We start from the raw sequence: 25,121 nt of genomic DNA, 5'->3' as shown, positions 1-25,121 counted from the left end.
CGAAAACAACGGCGGCAGCGTTGGTTAGCAATGCCCCACCCGGTTTGCAAATGCTTTCCATAGGTAAAGCGCCCGGCCTCTGGTACAGTGATTTCAAAGCGTTGAGGGCCCGGAGCGCGGAAATGACCAAGATTGCCAAGATCACCCTGCTGTTTGTCGTGTTTGTCGACCTGATCGGGCAAGGGTTGGTCTTTCCGATCATCAACTCACTGATCATGGAGACGAAATCGGGGTTCCTGCCTGAAAACACGGCCATGGGCACCCGGCATTTCTACTACGGCTTGGTGATTGGCTGTTTCTTTCTGTCCTGGTTTCTGGGCGTGGTCTATGTCTCTAAGGTTTCAGATTCCATTGGTCGCAAGAACGCGCTGTTAGTGTGTCTGGGAGGGGCATTGATAGGTTATGCGCTGACCATCGCCGCGCTGTATCTCAACAGCCTGCTGCTGTTGATTGTCGGCCGGTCGATCACCGGGTTTACAGCTGGCAACCAGCCGATCGCGCAGGCGGCAATGATTGACGGCAGCACCGATGCCGCCGACCGCGACCGCAACATGGGCTATATCGTGACAGGTGTCAGCTTTGGCCTGGTTGGCGGTCCCATTATTGGCGCGGTCCTGTCGGACTCGGCCCTGCTGGGCAGCGCGGCGACGCTGAAAACGCCATTCTACGGCGCCTTTGTTCTGGTGTTGATCGCCATTTTCCTTGTCGCCGCGTATTTCAAGGATACCCGGACCGAGCGTGAGCCCTTTGTCTTTCGACCCCGCGATATCACCGACAGCCTGATAGCGGTGCGCGAACATCCGATGGTTCTGAAAATCATGCCGGTCTATGGCCTGTTTATGATCGCCAATGTGACCTTCTATGTGTTTGTCGACAACTTCTTGACCAGCGCATTTGGATACGGGGTCATCGGCGGCAGCATGGCCATGGTCGTCATTGGGGTTGCGCTGGCCTTTTCCAGCACCTTCCTGGTCAAACCTGCGCAGGAACGGTTCAGCAAACACCAGATCATCTATGTCTCACTGGTTGTGATGGTGATCAGCGGCCTAGGTTTCGCCTTCAGCCCCAGCGGTGTGCTGAGCTATGTCCCGGTCTTTTTCTTCTATTTCTTCTTTGGCGTCTCATACCCGACACTGCTGGGCCTGTTTTCCTCCAGTGTCAGCGACACCGATCAAGGCTGGGTCATGGGGGTGACCACGGCTGTCTTCTGTTTGGCCGGGGGCGTCATGTCCCTGATCGGCGGCGGGTTGATGAGTATCGACATCCGCCTGCCCTATTACATCGTGATCCTGACCGCCCTGTTGGGGCTGGTCGGGATGCATAAGCGGTGGAAAGGCAAAGAGATCCGAGAGCTGTTGGCCTGAGACAGTTCTGCGTCTTAGATCGTCTCAACCGTGAGATTGCCATTGGTATAGACGCAGATATCGGCGGCGATGGCCATGGCTTCGCGGGCGACTTGTTCCGCCGGTTTGTCGCCATCCATCATCGCGCGCGCCGCTGCCAGGGCAAAATTGCCACCCGATCCGATGGCAGCCACGTTGTGTTCCGGCTCCAGCACATCCCCTGCCCCGGTGATCACCAGCAGATCCTTGCCATCAGTGACGATCAGCATCGCCTCAAGCTTTTGCAGGTATTTGTCGGTGCGCCAGTCCTTGGCCAGCTCGACCGAGGCGCGGGCCAGTTGGCCGGGTGTGGCCTCAAGCTTGGTTTCCAGACGTTCCAGCAGGGTAAAGGCATCGGCGGTTGATCCGGCGAAGCCTGCGACAACCTCGAACCCGCCGGGTGACAGGCGGCGTACCTTGCGCGCGGTCCCTTTGATCACGGTCTGGCCCAAGCTGACTTGCCCGTCTCCGGCAATGACCACCTGCCCGCCTTTTTTGACGCCAATAATGGTTGTGCCGTGCCAACCGGGAAAGTCGCTGTCTGCCATGGGGGCCTCCGTTTTCGCCTGTTGTTCTATATGGGCCGGTCTCATCCGCAGCGCAACAGTTCACAACTTGCTTATAAGATATGCAAAAAACGCAAATCGGGGCTGTAAAACCAGCAATTGTGGGACTCAGTTGAAAATCCTACATGAGGCTCACAACCGACAACGGGTCGGCTGTTTCTGTTTATAAGGAATGCGCAAATGGCAACTACCGCAAATATCCATGCGCCGCTCGGAGCAGCTACCATCCTGCATGTAGTGGACGCGTTTTTTGGCGCTTTTGAAAAAGCCGCCGATTGGAATGAATCCCGCAAAACCCGCAATGCCCTGTCGGCTCTCAGTGATGAACAGCTGGACGATATCGGCCTGTGCCGCGCGGATATCACCACCCTCTGATCCACGAGAATTCGTGAATTCAAGATAAGCCGCCCGGGTCTGGGCGGCTTTTTCTTTTTCTGCGCAGCTTTTTCCAGTCAGACAATTCAGGCGGAAGCGCTTTGCCCCAGATACGAAAAAAGGCGCCCCGAATGAGGCGCCTTCAAACGTTGTTTCCCGAACCGGATCAGAGCGCTTCTTCGATCCAGCTTTGCAGCGCGGCTTTCGGTGCGGCGCCTGCGCGGTTCGAAACGACCTGACCATCCTTGAAGATGAACAGCGCCGGGATGCCACGTACGCCCATGGCGGCGGCAGAGTTCGGGTTGCTGTCTACATCGACTTTGGCGATCTTGACCTTGTCGCCATATTCAGCCGCCAACTCTTCCAGAGCGGGTCCGATCTGTTTACAGGGGCCACACCATTCGGCCCAGAAATCGACAACTACGGGGATTTCGGAATTCTTGACTTCGGCGTCAAAAGTATCGTCGGTAACAGCTACGGTCGACATATTCTGTCTCCTGAATGGGGAATGCTTGGTCACTGAAACTAGGTGTCGGGTATGCCAAGGTCAAGGCGTCAGCGCACGGGTTAGCGCAGCTTTCACCAGATCGTGTGGCAGCCACATCAGCTGGGCTGTTCGGGTCCACAGAATTGCGGTTCTGACTTCGTGGTCCGGATAGATCTGCGACAATGAATCAGCATAGGCACCCATCTGTCGCAGCAGTCCTTCGGGGCAGGTTGCTGCATTGTCTGGAACTGTCATATTCGATTTAAAATCAACTACCTGGACGTCCGTTTTGGTGACGATCACCCGATCAATGACACCATGGATACGCCGCCCGCCCAGATCGGCCGTTACCGGGACTTCGGCCAAGGTATCGGGGGCGAACACGGCCTTCAGGTGATCCGCCGTCAACACATTTTGCGCCTCGGCCAGCAATCCTTGCCGCTCGGCCTCACGCATATCGGGAAGAACCCGCGCGCAAAGCTGCGGCCAGTTCTCAGGAAGGACCCGCGGCAAATGCTCCAGCAGCAGGTGCAGGCGGGTGCCGCGCAGCTTGGCGGCCTCTTCATCCTGGCCCATGTCCCCGGGCAAGGCCTTGGCCCCGCCCAGATCAGACGGGCTGAGGGTTTCCGGCGCCGCATCAATGGCGGGGGCGGAATTCAGGAAGGTCGGCGGCAATTCGCTGTGGGCACGAACGGCACCTGTGTGTTCGATAAATTCCGGACCATGCCAATCTCCGTGCGACAAGCGCAGGATCTCACTGTTGGGCAGAGCTGTTGCCCCTGCCCGCGCCATAGCCGCCTGCACCAGTTGATACCAGCTGGTTCCGTCCTTGCCGACATCCCCTGCCGCACCAACGATTAGCCACTTCTCTGCACGGGTCAGCGCCACGTATAACAGGCGCAACCGTTCATTCTCTTCCCGTTCGCGCGCTTCGGCTCGCGCCTGCGCGATCAGCGCCGGGGACGCGTCTGCCGGTACTTTCCATAGTGGCTTAGCATCCGTCACCATGATCTCGGCATCGCGCGGGGCTTGCCGTCTGCCGGTATCCGGCAGGATCACGATGGGGGCTTCCAACCCTTTCGATCCGTGCACGGTCATCACGCGGATCATGTTGCCGACACCGCTCATCTGCCGTTTGATCTCCAGATCGTCCGTCTGCATCCAGACTAAAAAACCTGTCAGGCTTGGAATGTCGGTGCGTTCATAGGCCAGCGCCTGTGACAACAGCGCGTTGATGCCGTCTTCGGCCTCGGGGCCCAGCCGACCCAGCAGCAGGCGCCTCCCGTGATGACGGGTCAGAATCCGCTCGATCAGGTCATATGGGCGCAGAAAGTCGATCTGACCGCGTAGGTCGTTCAGAATTGTCAGCGTATCGGGAAACTCATCGGCCCGATTGCGCAGCGCCGCCCACAGGAATTGTTCTTGCCGCCGATGCGCCAGATCAAAAAGCTGCTGTTCTGACCATCCAAACAGAGGAGATTTCAGTACCGTGGCCAGCGACAAGCTGTCCTCGGGCGTGGCCAAAAAGCTCAGCAGAGCCGCCAGGTCCTTGACCGCAAGCTCGGCTCCGACCTTCAACCGGTCAGCCCCTGCAATCGGCAGTTCGGCAGCCTTGCAGGCGCGGATGATCTCAGCAAACAGGTCCGAGCGGCGCTGGACGAGGATCAGAAAATCCCCCGGCTGTACCTTTCGCCGGACGAAACTGCCCGGTACCTCGCCATCTTCGGGGATGGTTTCCCCCTGTTCGATCATATCCCTGATCGACTGTGCAACCTGCTCGGCCAGAACAACGGTATGGTGGCGCGCACCAGGGCGGTCCACCGGGTCGGTCCATTCGGTATCTTCCTCGTCTTTGACTTTTTCGACCACCGGCCACAGGTCGACGCGCCCTGGCAGATCGGACTTGAAGGCGCGGTGCTGGCTTTCTTTGTGAAACCCGGCCTCGGCACGGTTTTCGAACAGAATATCCACCAGCGACAGAATGGCGCTGGAGGAGCGGAACGAGTACTCCAGCGTAGAATCCCACAGTTTAGAGCCTGATTCTTCCAGTTTCCGCCCAAATTCGGCCTGCATCCGATCAAAGGCTTGAGGGTCGGCCCCCTGGAAGGAATAGATCGATTGTTTCTTGTCACCCACCACGAAAATAGTGCGCTCAATCCCGGACCGGGCCCCCTCCCCGCTGGTGAATTCCTGCGCCAACTTTTCGACGACGTCCCATTGGTCCGGGCTGGTATCCTGGGCCTCATCCACAAGAATGTGGTCAATCCCGCCGTCCAGTCGGTACAATACCCAAGACGCTACCGCCGGGTCGTTCAGTACGTTTCGGGCGCGCAGGATAAGGTCGTCAAAGTCCAGCCAGCCGCGCAGTTGCTTGCGCCGTTCATATTCCGGCAGAAAGGCCATTGCGAACCGGTGAAGTGCCAGCGTTTTGCGGGCTGCAACCAGTGCAAGCCGCTGTTCACGCGCGGCTTCGATGCGCAGCATCAACGCCTCTAGCTGTGGCATCTGACCCGCCAGAACACCTTCGCGCAGGGGTTTGGTCGGGAAAGCGTTAATCTTGGCGATAAATGGGTCCTTGGCCGCCTTTCCGGTCAGAAATACATCTTCAAGCACCGGCAGCGCACCGATTTCGGCGCGGGTGAAGGCCGCAAGCCTGGTGGCTGCCTTGGCGTTGTTCCCGCCGCTTTCGGTCAGTGCGGGCAGGACGCTGCGAATAAGATCGACCTCACCCCCCAAAAACACCTGACCCAGCAAGAGCTGTTCGTCAAAGCCGGCGGGCAGATTGAATTGCTGCAAAACCTGCGACCAATCGGCCGTCTGCGCAAACAGGTTGCGCTTTTGCGTGATGGCGGCGGTCAGTTTGTCGAACCCTGTGTCAGTCACAAAACGGGCGACATCGCCGATCAGATTGGCCATCGGCCCTTGGGCAAAATCCTCAACGATTTCTTCGCGCAACAAGGCGGCGGCCCGATCTTCCATCTCGGTGAATTGCGGGCTGACCCCGGCCTCAAGTGGGAAACGGCGCAGCAGCGAGGCGCAGAAAGAGTGGATGGTCTGAATCTTCAGTCCGCCGGGCGTTTCGATCGCGCGGGCAAACAATGTGCGGGCCTGTGCCAGACGGTCCGGGTCAATCGCACCCTGAACACCCAAATCGGTCAGCTGGGCCAAAAGTGGAGCATCCCCCAGCATGGCCCACTCACCGAGGCGTTTGAACAACCGGTTTTGCATCTCGCTGGCGGCGGCCTTGGTGTAGGTCAGGCACAGGATGTGTTGCGGCTGCACCCCGTCCAGCAACAGCCGTGCCACCCGGTCGGTCAGAACCCGCGTTTTGCCAGATCCTGCATTGGCCGCCAGCCAAGTCGAGGCATCGGGTCGTGCGGCCTGCACCTGTCGTTCGGTTGCGTCGTTGCGGGCGCTCATTTTAGGTCCTCGGGGGCGCTGTTGCTGGTTCGGTCCCACTCTCCGAAACGTGCCAGATGATCATAGTCCCCGATATCGGTATCCTTGTGCAGCATGCGGCGCGAGGTGAAGCCTTGATCAGGCTCTAAATAAGAGGAAAGCAGCTGTTTCAGCTCAGCCAGGACCTTGTCGACCGGCTCTTTGGTCAGAGGCGCGGGCACCTCTTTATAGGTGCCGCCCATGCCGATAAAAATTGCTTCGGCCACAGGCAGCGGGTCAAACCCTTCGATCCCGCCCTGCTCGGCTATTGCGGCTTCGATCAGCAACTGTTTGTCAAACTTGGCCTGCTGACTTTCGGTCGGAGGCGCACCGGTTTTATAATCGACCAGCCGCAGCGCTCCGCGGCTGTTCAGGTCAATCCGGTCGGCGCGCCCGACTATGGTGAAATCCAGCGGACTGAGCGCCAGCTTCATCGCGGCCTCAAAAGCCACAGGCCCACCATCGCTGCGCCTGGTGGTCTCGGCCCGCAGGAAATCATCCGCAATCCGTTCCAGCCGCGCGAGCCATAATTTGCGCGCTGTGGGCCATGGGACATGCTGGACCAGCAGGCTTTCGGCGCGTTTCAAAAAGCTTTCGCGCGTCAGCAAGGCCGTGTCCAGCACGCTGTCCTTGACGAATTGCTCCAAAATCTCGTGGATCACGATCCCGCGCAGCAGCGCATCCGGGGCCTGAACCAAAGGGTCCAGTGGTTTCAACCGCAGCACATGTTTGGCGTAGATCGCATAAGGATCACGGATCAGGCGCTTGATCTCTGTGACGCTCAGGCGGCGCGGGCGCGACCCGACCGGAGGGCGCGGAGATGGGCGCGGTGCCGCCTTGATTTCTGGAGCGTATTCTAGTTGTTCGGACCACCCCAGATATTGCCGCCCTCGGCCGCGCATTTCTGCCAGGGCGGTTTGGCCACCCTGTTCTGCCAGGCCACTCAACAGGTTGGTTAACCGATTCAACCAGCGGGAAGGAACGGTTTCGGCATCGTCGGACCGGGTCGACCGGGTCAGCCAGACCTCGGGCGCGCCGATAGCCTGCTGAAAGTCATGTGCCGACAGGCCAATGCGCCGCTCTGGCAGTAACAGCCCGGCCTTATCGCGCATCTGCCTGTTCAACCAGGGATCAGGCGCGGGCGCCTCGGGCCAGCTGCCCTCGTTCAAACCGCCAAGGATTAGCAAATCGGCGCCCTGCACCCGGGCCTCGAGCGTGCCCCAGATCATGATCCGGGGGTGTGGCGCGTCGCGGTCGCGGACCTCTTCTCCGGCCAGCAAAGCACCCAGCAGATCGGCAAAGTCATGGGCGGTCATGGTGCCGCCATGCTGAGCCTCATTTCGCAGCTCGGTCACAACCGCCAGGGCCTTTTGACCGGCGTTCTTGTCCCACAAAGTACCGGGATCGTCAGTGTGACCGGCGGCAATGGCCTGAGCCAACCCGCAGAGGCGATCAACCCAATCCGCCAGTGGCAACTCATCAGCAATTTGCTGGTCGCAGAAATGCTGCACCAACCAATGGACCCAACCTTCGGGCATCTCTTTGCGGATGGCAAATGCCGTCAGGCTGGCGGCATCCGGAAATGGCGGCCCGTGGCGGCGCAGGTCCAGTTCCAGATCGCGGGCGTGCAACAGATGAGAGCCACGCTCGCCCCCGTCATGGCAGAGCGGATGTTTCAGCAGGGTCAACAGCGCTTCGCCGTCCAATCGACGCGCGAACAGGGCCGCGACATGGCGCAGGAACCGTCCGGGCGGGGACAGTTGCAGCGGCAGGCCAGCACTGTCATCGGGCAGGATGTCCCACCGGTCCAGCGCAGCGCTGACCTGACGGGTCAGCATGCGGTCGGGGGTGATCAGAGCGGCGGTCTGGCCGGTTTCAGCCGCCTCTCGCAAGCGGAGCGCTATGGCCAAGGCCTCGGCCCGAGGGGACTGCGCCTCGACCAGGGTCAGGTCCTTGGTTGCACCATGCAGATCGGTCAGTTGCGGGCCTTCGGACATCCACGCATCCGTGATAGGGGCAGGGCGTAACGCAAGCGATATCAGCCTGTTACGGGCGGGTGAGGGTGGATTGTCCTGGGTCCAGGCTGTGATTTGATCCGGGCTCTGCCCAAGCTGGTTCATGAGTTTTCGGAACCGGTATTGCGGGTGATCCTCAGAGGTTAACGCCGCATCCAGCTGAGCCCAGACCTGATCGGGCTGGTCAAAGTCAAAACCCGGCAGGATCAAAGCGCCCTGCGGCAGGCAGGCAACGGCTTGCATCAGCATCAGTGTCGTTCCCCGTGACCCCGTCGAGCCGGCAAGAATGACCGGGTGCTGAGGTGGATCCACTCGCCAATGTTTGATTAGGTTCTCGACCACGCGGCGCTGCCGGGCCTGCGTGTCCAGGATGTCGTCTTCTGTGTCGATGAACTGATCCGCAATCCCGATAAACGCCTGCGCGCGGGCCCAATGCCCGGACATGTCGGTGACATCCAGCCGCCGGATCGCTTCGGGTGAAACGCCTTCGCCCTGCATCTCATCTATCAATGCGGCCAGACTGTCTGACAGGTCAAACAAAGACGAGCGCGCCGCCAGATCCGGTTGTTGATCCAGCAGCTTCGAGACCAGCTGCGTCAATTCCAGCCGCCGTCGCAGGGGCGGTATTGCGGGTGGTATCTGCGCCAGATTCACGCTTTCACCCAGATCAGTCACCAGTGAAAGGCGCGGCAACAAACAGGCAGGGCCCTGGTCGAATAGCTCACGCACCCTGCGAGCCATACGCCGCGTGTTAACAACCAGCTCCACTCGGGCCAAAGCCTCGGGCGGAAGAGCGGCACAGCGATTTCTCAACCCCCGGACCAGCGTCTTTGGAAAATCCACACCCGGAGGTACGGCAAAGACGCGGGGCAGGGGTGAGGGGTCAAACATCCGCCAACAGACCTTCAGCAAGGGCGATCCCTTCCGGATGGCCAACATCGCACCAGCGGCCGGGATAGGTTAGGGCAAACAGCCGGTCTTTCTTTTGCATCCGATCCCAAAGCAGGTTCAGCGAAAACACCTTGTCTGGAATTTCGACCAGCCCTTCCGTCTTCATGATCTGCGCGCCTCCGTAGATCAATCCGGGGCCGCGGGTAATCCGGCCCGCTTCATCAGCAGTAAAGTCTCCGGCGCCGGCATGACCAATCGCCTGCGCGGTCGGGATGCACATTAGCAATGCGTCCATCAAATCAGGGTTCCAGGCGGCGCGCAGTATTGTCAGCGGGTTCGGGCCGGACCAAATGGCGTCTGAATTCATCGTGAACACTGATTCAGACCCTAATAAAGGCAAAGCTGCCCGTAAGCCGCCACCAGTATCCAGAATGTCGGGCTGTTCGTGTGAAACATGTACGTCTTTCGGCGTCAAATGCGCCTCAAGCTGATCCGGCAGATAGTGCAGGTTGGCCACTTTGCGAACCGGCCCAAGCGCGTCAACCAAATCAAGCGCGTGGTCGATCAGCGGGCGCCCGGCTACCTCGATCAGCGGCTTGGGGCGGTTCAGGGTCAGGGTGCCCATGCGGGTGCCGAACCCGGCTGCGAACAGCATGACGGCATTGGGGGGCTGGGTCATCTCTTTCTGAGCCTGTTCAGGTTTTCGGGTGTCGGCGCGGGCAGAGCCGCGCGCAGCAGGTCGGCAACATTCACCAGCGCCGGGTGATCCAGATCCCGCATCAGATGGCCCCACGCAGCGGGGATCAAATCGATGTAATGGGGTTTGCCATACTCGGTCGCAAGCCGGGTAAACACACCAAGAATCCGCAGATTTCGCTGGGCCCCGAGCACGGCATAGGCACTGCGGAAATCATGATCGTTGACACCCGTAGCCGAGATATAGTGGCTGACCATCCGCATTTCCGTACCCGGCGTCACTTTGCGGCGCACATCCTGAAGCAAAGACACAAGATCATAGGCAGGATGGCCCAGCATGGCGGTCTGAAAATCCAGCAATCCAACGCGCTCAACCCCTTGGCGGTCAGGGAGCCAGATCAGGTTTTCCGCGTGGTAATCCCTTTGGACAACAACTTTGGTGCCGGATGTTTCTTGATGCAGGATATCAGCAAATCGGTGTTCGAACCGATCCTGTGCATCCCGGTCATATTCGCCAAGAACCCCTTGGGCGTATTTGGTGAAGGATAGGGCCGCCAGTTCGGTCATCAGTGCCGGGCCGTAAGATTGCAGCGACAGGGTCGGGGCCTCGCGCAACTTGATCAGGACATCTGTTGCCGCCTCGTATAATTCCCGCTCCATATCGGGATGTTTGACCAGAACCCGCGCGAACAGGTCATCGCCAAGGTCTTCCAGAAGAAGAAACCCATATTGCGTGTCTTCGGCGTAGATCTGTGGGGCGCTTAGCCCGATAGATTGTAAATGCCGGGCCATCCGTACGAAGGCTTCGACCGGTTCCGCCTGCCCCGGGGGCGAATCCATCAGAACAGCGGACTTGCCCGTGACCGGGTCGGTCAGGCGCTCGTACCGGCGGTTCGAGGCATCCCCCGCCAAAGGCTCTCGGCGGGCCTTGGACCACGGCGTGTGTGAAATCAGAGCTTCGGCAAGGACGGCGCGGTTTGTCATTCGCTGACCTCCAGTTTTTGAGCCCATTTTTCGTCGGTCCATGTGAGGGTGATGTGGCGCATATCCAGCATGTCCGGGTCTGTTTCAAATGTCATCGTCAGGGCAGAACCGGGTGTCAGCGGGCCCAGTTTCTCGGGCCACTCAATCAGGCAGATCGCTTGCTCCATCGCTTCGGCCAGCCCAAGCTCTTCGACTTCCTCCACCGCGCTCAGCCGGTATAGATCGCAGTGCCAGATCTCACCTTTACGGGTGTCATAGACCTGAACCAGCGTGAATGTGGGCGAGGGCACATCCTCGGGCCGGGTCATCAGCGATTGGATCAGACTGCGCGCGAAATGGGTCTTACCGGTTCCGATCTCACCCTGCAGCAGCAGGATGTCGCCCGGATGCAGAATCGCGCCCAGCCGACTGGCAAAATTTGTCGTATCTTCGGGCGAATTCAGGGTGATCCTGAGGGGTGGTAACGTCATGGCGCCACAATGGCCCCACGCAGGATTGGCTGCAACCCGGTTCAGGCGCTGATTTGCTGTATCTCGCGCTGCGGAATTGCTTCGTTGGTGGCAAAGCGAATGATGGTGGCCCCGTTTTGCAATGGGCAGATGGTGCAGTTCAGATCGGTTCCGTTACGCATTTGGATTCTGGCTGACCACTCAGCCCGGCTGTCCCGCATTTCCACGAAATCCCGGATTTCACCCAAAATTGGAGTGGCCGTGCAATGTTTCTGCCAGTTGCGGGTCACGTCCAGAACCGTGTCGGGTTCAAATCCGGCACCATCGGCTTCACCCCATAATTTCTGATAGGCATAATTGGTGAAGGCCAAGGTACCGTCATCACCGAAAACGGCAACCGCGTCGGCCAGCTTATCCAGGATGGATTGCATCAAATCCATTTCCGCCCGAAAGCGGCGGGTCAACGTGATCTCGGCCGTGATATCTTCGAACAGAAAGGCCACCGCACCATCCGGGTGCGGGCGGCCGCTGACGGAATAGACCGAGCCGGATGGCAGCGACCATGTTTCCTGGTAATTTCCGTCTTCTGCTGCCTCCAGCAGATCGTTCATCTGATTACGCCAGCTGCGATAGTTCTTGGGTTCCGGCATCATGTGCTGATCGCGCAGGCGGTCAAAGAAACTGGACAGGTTGGGGCGGCAGCTCAGGAAATCCGGGGGCAGGGTGGTCAGGTCAATCAAGGCGGGGTTGAACAGGGCAAGCTGGCGATTTCTGTCAAAAATGGCCAAGCCGATGGACAGCTGTGCAAAGGTTTTGGTCATCGTCTGTACGAATTTTCGCTGCGCTGTCTCGGCGGCGACGATGGCGTTGATGTCCACAGCGTAGCATAGGCTGCCTTCCGGGTGGTCCACCATCGTCAGGTCAAACCAAAGCTTGTTTGCACTGTCTTCGGACGAAATGAATACACGGGTCTTGGCGCTGATACGCGCGCCATTTTCGGGCCCGGGAAAAAGAGGTGCAGTCAGGTCGGTATCGCCACCGCGCACTTTGCGGACAAGCGAGACATAGGCGGCGTTGCACCAGCGGATCTTGTTTTGATAATCCAGATGCCAGACCGGGTAGGGCGCCAGTTCCATCGCCAGGCGGATCGGATCGCTATTCTCGCGCAATACGGTTCTGGGGTAATCAGAGCTTTCCCGCAGCTGTACGCGTACGACCCCGTCGATCCATTCGCACAAAACGTCCCGCTCGACCGAACAATCAATGGCGGGGATGATAAGATTCCCTTCGTGCCTGACGCGTTCAGGGGTTTCAGGAAAGCCCGGAAAATCTCGCTGCAGCAGCCGACGCAGATCTGACCAGTCGCGCACAGCCTCAAACCCTTCCAGAGCGATGTCTGTGTGGCTGATCAGGCGGTCACCGTCGAACAGAAACACGACATTGAACAACGAGGCCGGCTCGGACAGGCCGAAATTGTCACTTGTCTGCTGACGACGGGGCAAAAGCCATTGAACCGCCAGACTGGCAGACACCACACTGATGACGGCCAATATGATCCAGTCGACCATGTGCTCTCCCGCGGTGAATTCACGGGTATAGCTATGGGTGGAAATGGTTAACGGGGTCTTAACTCAGACTTGGATATGCTGATTTACACCTGAAGGAACGGGGGTGTCGCCGGTCTGTGCATCCACAAGTTTTCGCGGCCAAGATACCCGGACGATGGCCCCTATACGTTCGGGATTGTCCGACAAGGTCTGATATGGATCAGAGCCATTGGCGAAATCCAAATGCGCACCGCTGCGTTCCAGCAGGGTTTTTGCGATGAACAGGCCCAGGCCCATACCTTCATATTCCGGCCGGGCCCGCTTTTCCGATTCTGCCCGCCGTCGGCGCATGAACGGATCCCCGATCCGGCCAATCATTTGCGAAGGATACCCGCGGCCGTCATCCATGATGTTGATCGTAATCCTTTCGGCTGTCCATTCCGCTTCGACCCAGACGTTGCTGCGCGCGAAATCCACAGCATTCTGGATGAGGTTGCGCATTCCGTGGATGATCTCAGGTTTACGCAGGATCGAAGGCTGTTGAACATCGCCATCCCCGACCGGACCTTCGGCAAAGTGTACCTGCTTGCCGCGGTTGATATGTGGCTCGGCGGCCTCATGGATGACAGTGGACAGGGGGGCCTGTCTCAGGTGGAGGTCGTCTTTGCCAGCCCGCCCCATGTCGCGCAGAATGTCGCGGCAACGATTGGCCTGTTCGCGGATCAAGGCGGCGTCTTCTTTCAGGTCAGGGCGGTCGTCCAGCTCTTCGATCAGTTCGGCACTGGTCAGTTTGATTGTTGCCAGAGGTGTTCCAAGTTCGTGCGCGGCGGCGGCGACAACTCCACCAAGATCGGTCAGTTTCTGTTCACGTGCGAGGGCCATATGCGTGGCCGACAGCGCTTGAGACATCGACTGCACCTCAGAGCTTACGCGGTGGGAATAGGCCCCCAGGAAAACGATCGCGATAACGATGGCAGCCCAGTTTCCGAACAGAAGGATACCGGGGATCTCAAGATCCACACCGCCATCCGTGTGCAGGGGAAGGTGAAATTCGGCTAGCAGCGTGGTCAGAATGATGGCCACCGTACCGATGATCAGCGTTGACCGGGTGCTCATGACATTGGCAGAGATCGTCACAGGACCCACCAACAGCAAGGCGAACGGATTATTGAGGCCTCCGGTAAGGTACAGCAGGATGGTCAGCTGCAACAAATCGAACAACACCATCAGAAAGTTTTCGAACTCGGACAGGCGTTTGTTGCGTGGAAAGACAAGAATTGCCGTCAAGTTGCCCATGACCGAAATGCCGATGGCCAGATAGCACAGCGTCACATCCAACTGCACATCATAGGTCTGTTGCGCCACGGTGATTGCGGTGATCTGGCCAAAGATAGCCACCCAGCGCAGCAGGATCAGCGTCCGCAGGCGAATCCAGCTGCGTTCCTGACCAGGCCAAAAAGTGATGTTGGAATCTGCCATTGGTCCATTATGTCCTGTTGCATCGGCTGTTCATCTTGATAGGTGTCCCGGCCGGAACGATCAACAACTCCTCTATCGTCAGGTAAGATGCCATGGTCCGTCTATACGCTATCCTTGCAACAGTTGTTTTGGCCGTAGGTCTGGGGGCCATGTGGCTGCTGACGCGCGGCGCAGGCTCGGACGACAAATTCGCGCAGTGCCGGTCCAGCCAGATCGCAGGGGGCACGGCCACCATTGGCGGGCCCTTCGAACTGATCAACGGCAAGGGCGAGACTGTGACCGACAAACAGGTGATAACCGAACCTACGCTGGTCTACTTCGGCTATACCTTCTGTCCGGATGTTTGCCCCTTTGACATGTCCCGCAATGCCGAAGCGGTGGATATTCTGGCCGAACGCGGGCAATCGGTGACGCCGCTGTTTATCTCGATCGACCCGGATCGCGATACACCCGAAGTTATGGCCGATTACGCCTTTAACCTTGGTGGTAAGACCATCGCCCTGACCGGCACGCCCGAGCAGGTCAAGGCCGCCAGCAAGGCCTATAAGACCTATTATAAGGCCCATGACAAAAGTGATGAGTACTATCTGGTTGATCACTCGACCTTTACTTATCTGGTCACACCCCAGGACGGGTTTATCGAATTTTTCGATCGCAATGACACAGCCGAGCAGATGGCTGACAAGGTGGGCTGCTTTCTGGACAAGATCTAGAACGCAACGGTCTGTTTGACCTTTGCAATGGCGCTGCTATTACTCATGTTTAAGCCAACGGCGTGAATTAGCGGAAAGAATAGAATATGGCGGACAGCTCTGACCTCGACATCGGCCCGGATAAATCGCTGTTATTGGTGGATGATGACGAACCGTTTCTGAGACGTCTGGCCAAGGCCATGGAAAAACGCGGGTTCGAGGTTGAAACCGCGGGCTCTGTCGCCGCTGGCCGCGCCATTTCCACAGCCCGTCCACCTGCATATGCGGTTGTTGACCTGCGGTTGGAGGATGGCAACGGCCTGGATGTGGTCGAAGTGCTGCGCGAAAAGCGCCCCGACAGCCGGGTTGTGGTTCTGACCGGGTACGGCGCTATTGCCACCGCTGTGGCCGCAGTCAAGATTGGTGCCACCGACTATTTGTCGAAGCCCGCCGACGCCACCGACATCACCAACGCATTACTGGCCAAGGGCGACGAACTGCCCCCGCCGCCGGAAAACCCAATGAGCGCGGATCGCGTGCGCTGGGAGCATATCCAGCGGGTCTATGAGCTGTGTGATCGCAACGTCAGTGAAACCGCGCGACGCCTGAACATGCACCGCCGGACATTGCAACGGATCTTGGCGAAGCGCAGCCCGCGATGAGATCGTGAGTTTAGCTTGCGCATACCAGGCCAGAACTCATGAAGCCGGAAAACCGAATTGAGTCTCGACAGGCGGCTATCAAACATATGCTTTGTCGCGGCTGATGGACCGCCACCCCTGAAGACTTTAATTTAGTGTCTGTTAACCAATTTGTGTTGTCGTTAAGTTCAATAATTATATTTTCCGAACAAATAGTTGAGATGTATCGAAGTGTCGCCGCTCCCTAATACGCCATACGAAAGCCTCCGTATTTCCAACCCTGCCCTTAAAGCCATTGTCTCTGTTGTCACCTGGGCAGCAGAGAGATTTGGGTTTTGGGCGCGACCACGAAAGGGCGCTGCGGGTGAGCTTTCCGAAATGAACATTTTGGACAACCTGTACTGGGTCTATAAAAGTAAGAACCCGATTCAGCAGCCTGAAGCGGAGCTGGATCAGTCCGGCTTTATGACTAAAACGGCCGTACAACTTTCAACCGCTGACATCAGTGACACATCAAATTCGGTCACTCTGAGCTTTGCCGGGGACATTCTAAGAACCCACAGGGCCAGTGTCGCAAAAGATCAAGTATATGCTGAGATTGAAGATCTTTTGTTTCAGGATGATATTTTGGTCGCCAACTACGAGTCACCTGTAACGACACAGCCCTTGATTGACGAAGTGATCGGGGACGCTGGCCCGCCGATCGAATGTGCGTCGGAAGAACAGTTCGATGCTTTGACCAGCCATAACGAAAGGTTCATTGATGTTTTGAACCTTGCAAACAACCATATTCTCGACATGGGTGTTGAGGGGCTTGAGACGACTTTGAACGTCTTAAGTAACAGAAATATCATGCAAATCGGTGTGAATGAGAGTTTGGCAGAAGCCACAGCCGTCAAAACGATCGAACGAAAAGGGATAAAGTTCGGATTTGCGTCCTGCGCTTTTGGTACCAACGGCCACGCGCTTCCTGAAGGTCAAAAGCAGAGCATCAATATCGCCAAGCTGACTTCAAAACATCAAGCGCCGGACACCACCCTTCTAAAGACACAGATCTCGAACGCAAAAGCGGCTGGCTGTGATCTGGTTATTGGGATTATTCATTGGGGTCATGAGTTCGAGCTGTTCCCGCGCCGAGCGCAGCAAGAGGCCGCACAGGACTTGGCCGAATTCGGAGCTGATCTTATCGTCTGCCACCACCCCCATGTCCCTCAGCCAATTCAGCTGTATCGCACACAGACCGGAGATCGGACGGTGCCAATCGCCTATTCCCTAGGAAGTCTGCTGTGGGGTTTCGCCGATAGAGACATTGCCAGCAGTACGATTATGCAGATTGAAGTACAGAAGACTGAGGGCAAGGCCGAAATAACAAATCTGAAGGCGACGCCAGTGCGTTGGCATGCCCATGAGATGGACGGTAACGTCTTTCAGAAGGTGGCGCGATCAGAAGGCTGATAGTGGTCAGGGCCCAATCTCGGCCATCAATGCCGAATGTCTATGCGTATAGGCACATCTTACTTCAACGGGTGGCCGCAATTTGATCTGCAGCCCTTCCATAATAACCCTGTCCGGGCGGCCGAAGAATTTTGTCGCCTCGGCCTCGGAAAAGCCCGCGATCTGGGTGGCTTCCATCCAGGCGCTGATCTTGTCGGCCTTTTTGATTTGCCGTTTAACCGTTTTAGGCACCGCAGCGGGCAGGCCAAACCGGATGTGGATCGCCGCAGCCAGCCGATCATCCAGTGCGCCATAGTCGGGACCGACAGCGGATTTGACCGGAGAGATCATATCTCCGATCACGTATTCCGGCGCATCGTGTAACAGGGCCGCCAGCCGCCATTTGACCGGTGCCTTGGGGGCAATACGACCAAAAAGCTCTTCGACCAACAGCGAATGCTCGGCCACCGAATAGGCGAAATCGCCATGTGTCTGCCCGTTCCAGCGGGCCACAAAGGCCAGCCCATGCGCGATATCCTCAATCTCGATATCCACCGGTGTCGGGTCCAGCAGGTCCAGCCTGCGCCCGGACAGCATTCTTTGCCATGCGCGGGGTTGTGTTGCCATTCTGCCATGCCTTGTGAAGTGGGACACATTAAATTCGCATTTTTGTGGTAAGCTGTACCTGTCAAGATCACCAGCTGCCAACTTTTTCTTGAGCAATCGTGCTTTGAACAAGCGCGCGGTGATACCGACATTTGTACCGAGGGGGGCGCATGCTCCTCCCGGTGTGCCCCTCTCGGACGTAACTCGTATCGAAAGGAGCTTGCTATGTTCAAGCGTTTGTTAGGAATTGCTCTGGCCTTTGGTATGGCTGCCACTGCACCGCCTGCCTTTGCCCAGCAAAGCTGTGGACTGCGTGATCAACTGATTTCAACGCTACAGGACAATTATTCCGAGGAACTGGCCTTTGGTGGATTGCAAAAATCCCGTGGCTCGCAATCGGTGATGGAGGTCTGGACCTCTCAGGAAACGGGTAGCTATACCGTTTTGGTGACACGTCCGAACGGCATCAGTTGCATTGTCGCCGTTGGGACCGACTTTTTCCAAGCGATCCCCAAAATCAAGGTAGAGGGCATACCAAGTTGATTTTGGCGGCTTAAAACCCCGTTTCCGGCCATCTGCGTTGCCACGTCCCGAAAGGGATGCTAGGGCAACCCGGATTGAATTATACCGGAATGGAGCACCTGATGGCCGGGGACTATATCGTCAAAGACATTTCGCTGGCCGGGTTTGGCCGCAAAGAACTGGATATTGCAGAGACCGAGATGCCGGGCCTGATGGCCCTGCGCGCGGAATACGGTAACGCAAAGCCCCTGAAGGGCGCGCGTATTGTCGGGTCGCTGCACATGACCATCCAGACAGCCGTTCTGATCGAAACACTTGTGGCGCTGGGCGCGGATGTGCGCTGGGCGTCGTGCAACATCTTCTCAACCCAGGACCACGCGGCGGCGGCGATTGCCCAAGCCGGTATCCCGGTGTTCGCCATCAAGGGCCAGACGCTGGAAGAGCATTGGGATTATCTGGACAAATCCTTCCTGTTCACCGACGGCCCCAACATGATCCTGGACGATGGCGGCGATGCGACGCTGTATATCCTGCTGGGCGCCCGCGCCGAAGCGGGCGAAGACATTATCCCCGTACCGGGCTCGGAAGAGGAAGAGGCCATCAAGGCGCAGATCGCCAAACGTATGGCCGCGTCCCCCGGTTGGTTCACCAAAATGCGCGACCAGATCCAAGGCGTGTCCGAGGAAACCACGACCGGCGTGAACCGTCTGTACCAGCTGGTCAGGGAAGGCCAACTGCCTTTCCCCGCGATCAACGTCAATGACAGTGTCACCAAGTCGAAGTTCGACAACAAATATGGCTGTAAGGAATCGCTGGTCGACGGTATCCGCCGCGCCACCGACACTATGATGGCTGGTAAAGTTGCCGTGGTCTGTGGCTATGGTGACGTGGGCAAAGGCTCGGCCGCCAGCTTGCGTGGTGCTGGTGCCCGCGTGAAGGTCACCGAGGTCGATCCGATCTGCGCCCTGCAGGCCGCGATGGACGGGTTCGAGGTTACGCTGCTGGAAGACGAAGTTGACAGTGCGGATATCTTCATCACCACGACCGGCAACAAGGACGTGATCCGCATCGAGCATATGCGCGCGATGAAGGACATGGCCATCGTCGGCAACATTGGTCACTTTGACAACGAGATTCAGGTGGCTAGCCTGAAGAACCACAAATGGACCAACATCAAGGAACAGGTGGACATGATCGAGATGCCTTCGGGCAATCGTCTGATCCTGCTGTCCGAAGGCCGCCTGTTGAACCTGGGCAACGCCACCGGTCATCCGTCTTTTGTGATGTCGGCTTCGTTCACCAATCAGGTGTTGGCCCAGATTGAGCTGTTCACCAAAGGCGATCAGTACGAAAACAAGGTCTACATCCTGCCTAAACATCTGGACGAGAAGGTTGCACGCCTGCATCTGGACCGTATCGGCGTGAAGCTGACGCAGATGGACAGCGAACAGGCATCGTATATCGGTGTGAATCCGGAAGGCCCCTATAAGCCTGAACATTACCGCTATTGATTGCGGGTCAGGCATGACCAAACCTTCTGGACGCCGTCGGATATTGCATCTGGCGGCGTCTTTCGTTTTCTCAGCACTCGCCTTGGTGGTTTTGATGGGTGGGGGTGGCTACTGGCTTTTGTCCCACCCGCAATCACCGGTTCCGGACCACTGGAACCCTTTGCGAGATCTGACCATTACGGCTCGGGTCACGCCGGTCACACCTGTGCAAATGCGACGAGCTTTGGCCGATGAAACGCAGTGCAGGGCCGCATTGGCCGGGGCGGGGGTAAGCTTTTCCCTGGTCGAGGATCTGATTGTCGACGAGAAATGCGGAATAGCCGGGCGCGGGGTTCTCTCGGGCTTAACCACGGCCAGCGTCAATGGCGTCGAGACCCGTTGTGCCACGGCTCTGCGATTGGCCATGTGGGAACACCATGTGGTCCAACCCGCCGCGCGCGAGATGTTGGGCAGCAGGGTGCGCAGCTTGCGCCACCTGGGCAGCTATAACTGCCGGCGAATGCGCACCGCGCAGGGAAAGGACAGCGGTTGGAGCAGTCATGCCACCGCTGATGCCATCGATATTGTCGGGGTCGAGTTGGCAGATGGGCGAAGCCTGAGCCTGCTGTCGGACTGGACAACACCCGGACCCGAAGCAGATTTTCTACACCGGATTGGCCGGGGTGCATGCGAATGGTTTCGGGTGGTACTTGGGCCAAACTACAACCGGCTGCATGCGAACCACTTCCATCTTCAGGGACCGGGTTGGGGATATTGCAGATAACCACCGGTCGGTTAGCAGGTGCCATGTCGGCACGCTGCACTGGTTTCAACATTTTCCCGCTACGCCCTGAATCCAAACCACCTGACCCTTACAGAAGGCCAGAATCAGGCATTGTGGTACGCGGAGTCTATCTGTGCTGCCATAATTTCGCTTACGGGGAATGACCTGAAATTTTCCCTTTGTGTAAACAGAACAACTGACTAACCTTCCGACACCTGTTCATAGGCGCATTGAAAATCGCAGCCAAAGCTGCTCAACGGGAGAATTATTCATGGGAAAACGCGACGAACTGATCGCCAAATACGCAGATGATCTGAAAAACAAATGCGGGATGGACGCCGACATGGACCTTTTGACCAAGGTCACAATCGGATGTGGTCCGGCGATTTATGACGCCGACGCGTCGACCGTGGCAGCCACTCAGTCAGGTGAGCTTGAGACCGTCAAAAACAACTTCCTGGTCAAGAAACTGGGCCTTTCCGACGGCCCCGAGCTGATGGAAGCGATCAACAAGGCGCTGGAAACCTATGGCATGTCCGAGCGCAACAAGTATCGTGCTGTCGTTTACTATATGCTGACCAAGCATTTCGGCAAAGAGTCGGTCTATAGCTAAATCCGGGTTTCGACCAATCAGCGCCCGCCCGATCTGTGGCGGGCGTTTCCAATTTTAGGTACTTGTTGTTTGTGCCAAGCCGGCCAAATGGGCTAGTGTCAGTTTGTGATCAGGACGGTCAGAACCGAAATTCTATACGCGTGTGGTGAGTCGGGAGCACGCGGGGTAGGGAAGGTTCTGCATCTGTCAGGACCTTCCCTTTAATCAATCCGACTTCGTTTGCCCCAGATCGCAGATCACCTGCCACTCGGCATCGCTGACCGGTTGTACGGACAGGCGGGAATTCTTGACCAGAACCATCTCATCCAGACGTTCATCCACTTTGATCTGATCCAGCGTGACCGGGATGGTGAACGGGCGCACGGCTTTGATATCCACACATTCCCAACGCTCATCCTCGGTGGTGCTGTCTGGATGGGCTTCGGCGCAAACCTCAACAATGCCGACAATCGCCTTGTCTTTTTGCGAATGATAGAAAAAACCACGGTCGCTCACGGCCATCTGCCGCATGAAATTGCGTGCCTGATAGTTGCGCACCCCATCCCATTCTTCGCCCTCTGCGCCCTTGGCGACTTGCTGGTCCCAACTCCAGGTCGAGGGTTCGGATTTGAACAGCCAATAAGCCATCAGCCGACCACCTTTTTCCAGACGATCAGATCAACTGACTGGAACAGTCCTGCATTGGCATAGGGATCATTGTCGGCCCAGTTTTGCGCCGCCGTCATATCCTCGACCTCGAGGATGATCAGTGATCCGATCATCGCATCGCCTTCCAGAAGGGGTCCGGCCTGGGCAACAACACCGGTTTCTTCGATATAGGCCAGATGGGCGGAACGGTTATCCAGCCGGGTTTGCAGCGCGTCGGGTTTATCCTTGGCGATAAGGGCGATCAGCATGTTATTCCTCCTTCAGGGGTCGGTTCAGCAGCCAGCGCATGGCTTCACCAACGCTGCATTTTCCGGTGCTTATTTCTGAAACGATTGTGCTTATGGGCATGTCCAGGTCTTCGGCCTTGGCAATTTTGGCCAAAGCCTTGGCCGTGGCAACACCTTCGACGGTTGTGTTTGTGTCAAAAGCATCCTGGCGCCCAAGCGACAGGCCAAATCGATAGTTCCGGGACAGTTCGGAATAGCAGGTCAGTACCAGATCACCCATACCCGACAGGCCCATCAATGTTTCAGGGCGGGCCCCGCGCATCAGCGCAAAGCGCTGCATCTCGGCAAAGCCCCGCGTCATAAGGGCGGCACGGGCGCTTTCGCCCATGCCTTCGCCAATGCAGGCCCCGCACCCGATGGCCATGACGTTTTTCAAGGCCCCACCAAGTTCGGCGCCGATAGTATCCGCGGTGCGATAGAGGCGCAGATTTGTGGTGCTCAATTCATGCTGCAGGTCACGGCCAATCGCATCATCCGCACAAGCGAGGGTCAATGCGGTGGGAAGGCCGCGCGCGATGTCGTTCGCAAAGCTTGGCCCGGTCAACAGCGCAGCGCGCGCCTCTGGGACGGTTTCACGGATAACGGAAACCGGCCCAAGGCCCGAGGTCAGCTCTATCCCTTTGCAGCAGGCGACCAGCGTTTTATCTCTGAGGGTAGCGGAATGCGCACACAACGCGCTCCGCAATTTCTGCATCGGCACGGACAGGAGGATGATTTCGCTTTCTGCCGCCAGATCAGCGTCCGAAGTAACCGTAATCGCCTTGGGCAAAGGTGCATTCGGCAGGCGCGCGCTGTTTACGCGATGGTTCTGCATCATCTGGGCCTGTTCCGGATCCCGAGCCCATAGCGTGACGGGGCCTTTCCCGGCCAGCGAAATCGCCAGAGCTGTTCCAAACGCTCCGGACCCCAGAACCGACACGCTCATGCTTTGGCTCCTTTTTTGCCGCTGCCCAACATGGCCGGGCTGGTTTCATCCAGAGGCCAACGCGGACGCGCGGTCAGGGTCAGATCATCGCGGGCACCAGTGCGGAAACGTTCAATTCCGGCATAGGCGATCATGGCGGCATTGTCGGTGCACAGGGCTAACGGAGGGGCGGTAAATCGGGCACCTTTTTCGACGCAGATAGACTCTAACACGGTACGAATGGCCGTATTTGCCGCAACGCCGCCCGCAACAGACACAACCGCCTCCGCAGGGCCTTCCAATAGGTAAAGGTCGATTGCGCGGCGGGTTTTCTCGGCCAAAGTGTCCACGATGGCCCGTTGGAACCCGGCGCAAAGATCGGCGCGGTCCTGTCGCGTCAGGCCACCTTTTTCAGCCACGATCTGGTCGCGCATTCGCATCAGCGCGGTCTTGAGCCCGGAAAAGGACAAATCGCAGCCCGGACGGTCCAGCAGTGGCCGCGGAAACCGGAACCGCTTGGGATCGCCCGTGCGGGCTTCGACCTCGACCGAGGGGCCACCGGGTTGCGGTAGGCCCAGCAGGCGGGCTGTCTTGTCAAAGGCCTCTCCCGGGGCATCGTCGATGGTGCCGCCGAGACGGGTGAACTGCTCGGGCCCATGGGCAATCAGATATTGGCAGTGCCCGCCCGAAACCAGCAGCATCAGGTAGGGAAACGCGATCCCGTCCGTCAGGCGTGGCGTCAGCGCGTGACCGGCCAGATGGTTGACTCCGATCAATGGCAGGCCCGTGGCGGCACTGATCCCTTTGGCGCACATGACGCCTGACATAACCCCCCCAATCAGGCCGGGACCGGCGGTTACGGCAATAGCGTCCATGTCGGCAAGGCCCAAACCTGCGGCCTCTAACGCTTGCATCACACAGATATCCAGCTTTTCAGCATGGGCGCGGGCGGCAATCTCAGGCACCACGCCACCAAATGCGCTGTGCAATTCGGTCTGGCCATAGACAACCGAGGACAGCACCTCGGCGGCTGTATCATCGGATTGGCGCACGACTGCGGCGGCCGTGTCATCACAGCTGCTTTCCAACCCGAGGACAGTAAGTGTTTGCACCATTGGCCTGATCCGTTACACCTTGGTTGCCAAGCGGGGTATCACCCTGCGCGGATGCAAACAATCCCAAGGCCGAAGGCGCCAACTGTTGTATTTGTTGATGACCCGCCCGCGCGCTGCGTCTGAAAGGTTCGTCGCGCAGTTGCCAACCCGCATCAGAAGCCGGGTAGAGGTTATCCATTCGCCGATTCTGGAAATCAAACCTTTGGCGGTGCAAGTGCATGCGGATGAAGCAAAGGGGCTGATCTTTACTTCGGCCAACGCCGTTAATGCGGCGACGTCTTTAGATGTATCTCGAAAGATGCCGGCCTTTTGTGTCGGTCCTGTTACCACCGGAACGGCCAAAGGCGCGGGCTGGGATGCCCGGATGGTGGGTGCTACCGCCGAAGAGCTGATTGCAAACCTGCTAAAGCACCGGCCCCAAAGCCCGCTGCTTCATCTTCGGGGGGAACACAGCCGGGGTAACATTGCTGAACGGTTGACCGAATCCGGTCTGGCTGTGCGTGAACAGCCTGTCTATAAACAGCACCTGTTACCGCTCACAGATCGGGCAGGCGCCCTTGCTGAGGGCAATGAACCGGTGATTGTCCCCATATTTTCACCCAGAACAGCGCGACAATTTGCCGACATCTGGGTGGGTTCGGCACCACTTTGGCTGGCTGCAATCAGCGAGGCCTCGGCTGAACCCCTTTATTCCTTGGATTATGTCCGCCTGAAGATTGCCAAAGAGCCGACACCGAAGAAAATGCGGAAAGCCGTTAAAAAGCTTGTGAAACATGCGATGCGGGTTGAGGGCGGCGAGGCCACAGATTAACTTAGTCTGGTTAGTTGTTCAGGTTGTTTTGGATTCGAAAAGGGGAACATTGCGGTGGCTGGTAAGAAGAAAACCGATCAAAAGCCGGAAGATGACCCCAAGGCTGACGCAGTCGAGGACATTGTCCAGACCCCGGATGAGGCACCTGTTGACGATGCTGACCCCGTAGACGAAACGCCTTTCGAAGCCGAAGCCGAAGCCGAAGCCGAAGCCGAAGCCGAAGCCGAAGCCGAAGCCGAAGCCGAAGCCGAAGCCGAAGCCGAAG

At 57.9% G+C, this 25,121-nt stretch carries 24 protein-coding genes and 1 pseudogene; 11 read left to right on the top strand and 14 right to left on the bottom strand.

The annotated features are described in order from the left end of the window. Positions 1–122: 122 nt before the first annotated feature. Complete coding sequence (locus AC2FH8_RS15760; RefSeq protein ID WP_496690194.1) at positions 123–1,364, top strand: MFS transporter; 1,242 nt, start codon at positions 123–125, stop codon at positions 1,362–1,364. A 14-nt stretch (positions 1,365–1,378) separates the two neighbouring features. Here AC2FH8_RS15760 and hslV read toward each other — a convergent pair whose 3' ends face one another. Further along, on the bottom strand, positions 1,379–1,930 hold the full coding sequence (gene hslV / locus AC2FH8_RS15755) for an ATP-dependent protease subunit HslV (protein WP_142637447.1): 552 nt from the start codon (positions 1,928–1,930) through the stop codon (positions 1,379–1,381). 198 nt (positions 1,931–2,128) lie between these two features. Between hslV and AC2FH8_RS15750 the strand changes: the two genes are divergently transcribed. Then, positions 2,129–2,323 carry a DUF1127 domain-containing protein gene (locus tag AC2FH8_RS15750; protein ID WP_142637449.1) on the top strand — a complete coding sequence of 65 codons (195 nt, stop codon included), beginning with the start codon at positions 2,129–2,131 and terminating at the stop codon, positions 2,321–2,323. A 166-nt stretch (positions 2,324–2,489) separates the two neighbouring features. Here AC2FH8_RS15750 and trxA read toward each other — a convergent pair whose 3' ends face one another. The 8 genes from trxA to regB all read right to left on the bottom strand — a co-directional run bounded on the left by trxA (position 2,490) and on the right by regB (position 14,309). Then, positions 2,490–2,810, bottom strand: coding sequence for a thioredoxin (trxA, locus tag AC2FH8_RS15745; protein ID WP_142637451.1), 321 nt, complete (start codon positions 2,808–2,810; stop codon positions 2,490–2,492). Between the two features lie 60 nt (positions 2,811–2,870). Next, entirely contained in the window at positions 2,871–6,230 is a 3,360-nt protein-coding gene (addA, locus tag AC2FH8_RS15740; RefSeq protein ID WP_496690193.1) for a double-strand break repair helicase AddA, read from the bottom strand. Beyond that, positions 6,227–9,154 carry a double-strand break repair protein AddB gene (addB, locus tag AC2FH8_RS15735; protein ID WP_496690241.1) on the bottom strand — a complete coding sequence of 976 codons (2,928 nt, stop codon included), beginning with the start codon at positions 9,152–9,154 and terminating at the stop codon, positions 6,227–6,229. The genes addA and addB overlap by 4 nt, the downstream gene beginning before the upstream one ends. Beyond that, the gene (locus AC2FH8_RS15730) at positions 9,147–9,833 is read right to left on the bottom strand and encodes a nucleotidyltransferase family protein (protein WP_496690192.1); all 687 of its coding nucleotides are present in this window, start codon (positions 9,831–9,833) and stop codon (positions 9,147–9,149) included. Before AC2FH8_RS15730 ends, addB begins: the two co-directional genes overlap by 8 nt. Then, positions 9,830–10,834, bottom strand: a complete 1,005-nt coding sequence (locus AC2FH8_RS15725) for an aminoglycoside phosphotransferase family protein (protein ID WP_496690191.1) — start codon at positions 10,832–10,834, stop codon at positions 9,830–9,832. Before AC2FH8_RS15725 ends, AC2FH8_RS15730 begins: the two co-directional genes overlap by 4 nt. Then, positions 10,831–11,304 carry a tRNA (adenosine(37)-N6)-threonylcarbamoyltransferase complex ATPase subunit type 1 TsaE gene (gene tsaE, locus AC2FH8_RS15720; RefSeq protein WP_496690190.1) on the bottom strand — a complete coding sequence of 158 codons (474 nt, stop codon included), beginning with the start codon at positions 11,302–11,304 and terminating at the stop codon, positions 10,831–10,833. The genes AC2FH8_RS15725 and tsaE overlap by 4 nt, the downstream gene beginning before the upstream one ends. A 41-nt stretch (positions 11,305–11,345) precedes the next feature. Beyond that, positions 11,346–12,851, bottom strand: a complete 1,506-nt coding sequence (locus tag AC2FH8_RS15715; protein ID WP_496690189.1) for a PAS-domain containing protein — start codon at positions 12,849–12,851, stop codon at positions 11,346–11,348. Positions 12,852–12,914: 63 nt separating this feature from the next. Continuing rightward, on the bottom strand, positions 12,915–14,309 hold the full coding sequence (regB, locus tag AC2FH8_RS15710) for a sensor histidine kinase RegB (protein WP_496690188.1): 1,395 nt from the start codon (positions 14,307–14,309) through the stop codon (positions 12,915–12,917). Positions 14,310–14,401: 92 nt separating this feature from the next. Between regB and AC2FH8_RS15705 the strand changes: the two genes are divergently transcribed. From AC2FH8_RS15705 to AC2FH8_RS15695, 3 genes are all read left to right on the top strand, one after another. Continuing rightward, positions 14,402–15,022: an SCO family protein gene (locus AC2FH8_RS15705; RefSeq protein WP_142637468.1), complete on the top strand. Its 621-nt coding sequence runs from the start codon at positions 14,402–14,404 to the stop codon at positions 15,020–15,022. Between the two features lie 86 nt (positions 15,023–15,108). Further along, entirely contained in the window at positions 15,109–15,663 is a 555-nt protein-coding gene (locus tag AC2FH8_RS15700; protein WP_142637470.1) for an ActR/PrrA/RegA family redox response regulator transcription factor, read from the top strand. Between the two features lie 195 nt (positions 15,664–15,858). Then, a complete protein-coding gene (locus tag AC2FH8_RS15695; RefSeq protein WP_496690187.1) occupies positions 15,859–17,097 on the top strand; it encodes a CapA family protein in 1,239 nt (412 codons plus the stop codon). A 6-nt stretch (positions 17,098–17,103) separates the two neighbouring features. On the opposite strand, the gene AC2FH8_RS15690 is transcribed toward AC2FH8_RS15695, so the two are convergent. Next, on the bottom strand, positions 17,104–17,703 hold the full coding sequence (locus AC2FH8_RS15690) for an HD domain-containing protein (RefSeq protein ID WP_271950659.1): 600 nt from the start codon (positions 17,701–17,703) through the stop codon (positions 17,104–17,106). Between the two features lie 204 nt (positions 17,704–17,907). Here AC2FH8_RS15690 and AC2FH8_RS15685 point away from each other — a divergent pair, with 204 nt between their 5' ends. The 4 genes from AC2FH8_RS15685 to AC2FH8_RS15670 all read left to right on the top strand — a co-directional run bounded on the left by AC2FH8_RS15685 (position 17,908) and on the right by AC2FH8_RS15670 (position 21,091). Further along, positions 17,908–18,225, top strand: coding sequence for a hypothetical protein (locus AC2FH8_RS15685; protein WP_496690186.1), 318 nt, complete (start codon positions 17,908–17,910; stop codon positions 18,223–18,225). Between the two features lie 101 nt (positions 18,226–18,326). Then, positions 18,327–19,715: an adenosylhomocysteinase gene (gene ahcY / locus AC2FH8_RS15680; RefSeq protein ID WP_496690240.1), complete on the top strand. Its 1,389-nt coding sequence runs from the start codon at positions 18,327–18,329 to the stop codon at positions 19,713–19,715. Between the two features lie 13 nt (positions 19,716–19,728). Further along, positions 19,729–20,478 carry an extensin-like domain-containing protein gene (locus tag AC2FH8_RS15675; protein WP_282022138.1) on the top strand — a complete coding sequence of 250 codons (750 nt, stop codon included), beginning with the start codon at positions 19,729–19,731 and terminating at the stop codon, positions 20,476–20,478. Between the two features lie 271 nt (positions 20,479–20,749). Next, positions 20,750–21,091, top strand: coding sequence for a DUF2853 family protein (locus tag AC2FH8_RS15670; protein WP_281973371.1), 342 nt, complete (start codon positions 20,750–20,752; stop codon positions 21,089–21,091). Positions 21,092–21,295: 204 nt separating this feature from the next. Here the strand turns inward: AC2FH8_RS15670 and AC2FH8_RS15665 are convergent, their stop codons facing one another. Genes AC2FH8_RS15665 through tsaD form a run of 4 tightly spaced genes read right to left on the bottom strand, consistent with a single transcriptional unit; the run spans position 21,296 to position 24,045 of the window. Further along, entirely contained in the window at positions 21,296–21,718 is a 423-nt protein-coding gene (locus AC2FH8_RS15665) for an EVE domain-containing protein (RefSeq protein WP_496690185.1), read from the bottom strand. Next, entirely contained in the window at positions 21,718–21,987 is a 270-nt protein-coding gene (locus tag AC2FH8_RS15660) for a YciI family protein (protein WP_142637484.1), read from the bottom strand. Before AC2FH8_RS15660 ends, AC2FH8_RS15665 begins: the two co-directional genes overlap by 1 nt. A gap of 1 nt (position 21,988) precedes the next feature. Continuing rightward, the gene (locus tag AC2FH8_RS15655) at positions 21,989–22,951 is read right to left on the bottom strand and encodes an NAD(P)H-dependent glycerol-3-phosphate dehydrogenase (RefSeq protein WP_496690184.1); all 963 of its coding nucleotides are present in this window, start codon (positions 22,949–22,951) and stop codon (positions 21,989–21,991) included. Beyond that, entirely contained in the window at positions 22,948–24,045 is a 1,098-nt protein-coding gene (gene tsaD, locus AC2FH8_RS15650) for a tRNA (adenosine(37)-N6)-threonylcarbamoyltransferase complex transferase subunit TsaD (RefSeq protein ID WP_496690183.1), read from the bottom strand. The genes AC2FH8_RS15655 and tsaD overlap by 4 nt, the downstream gene beginning before the upstream one ends. A gap of 97 nt (positions 24,046–24,142) precedes the next feature. Here tsaD and AC2FH8_RS15645 point away from each other — a divergent pair, with 97 nt between their 5' ends. Further along, positions 24,143–24,856, top strand: coding sequence for a uroporphyrinogen-III synthase (locus tag AC2FH8_RS15645; protein WP_496690182.1), 714 nt, complete (start codon positions 24,143–24,145; stop codon positions 24,854–24,856). Between the two features lie 54 nt (positions 24,857–24,910). After that, positions 24,911–25,121: pseudogene (locus AC2FH8_RS15640) on the top strand (hypothetical protein); the annotation flags it as partial.

Source organism: Ruegeria sp. CDSC025, from assembly GCF_059610805.1.
Note: the sequence above shows the minus strand (reverse complement) of the source record. Positions and strands in the feature narration are given on the sequence as shown.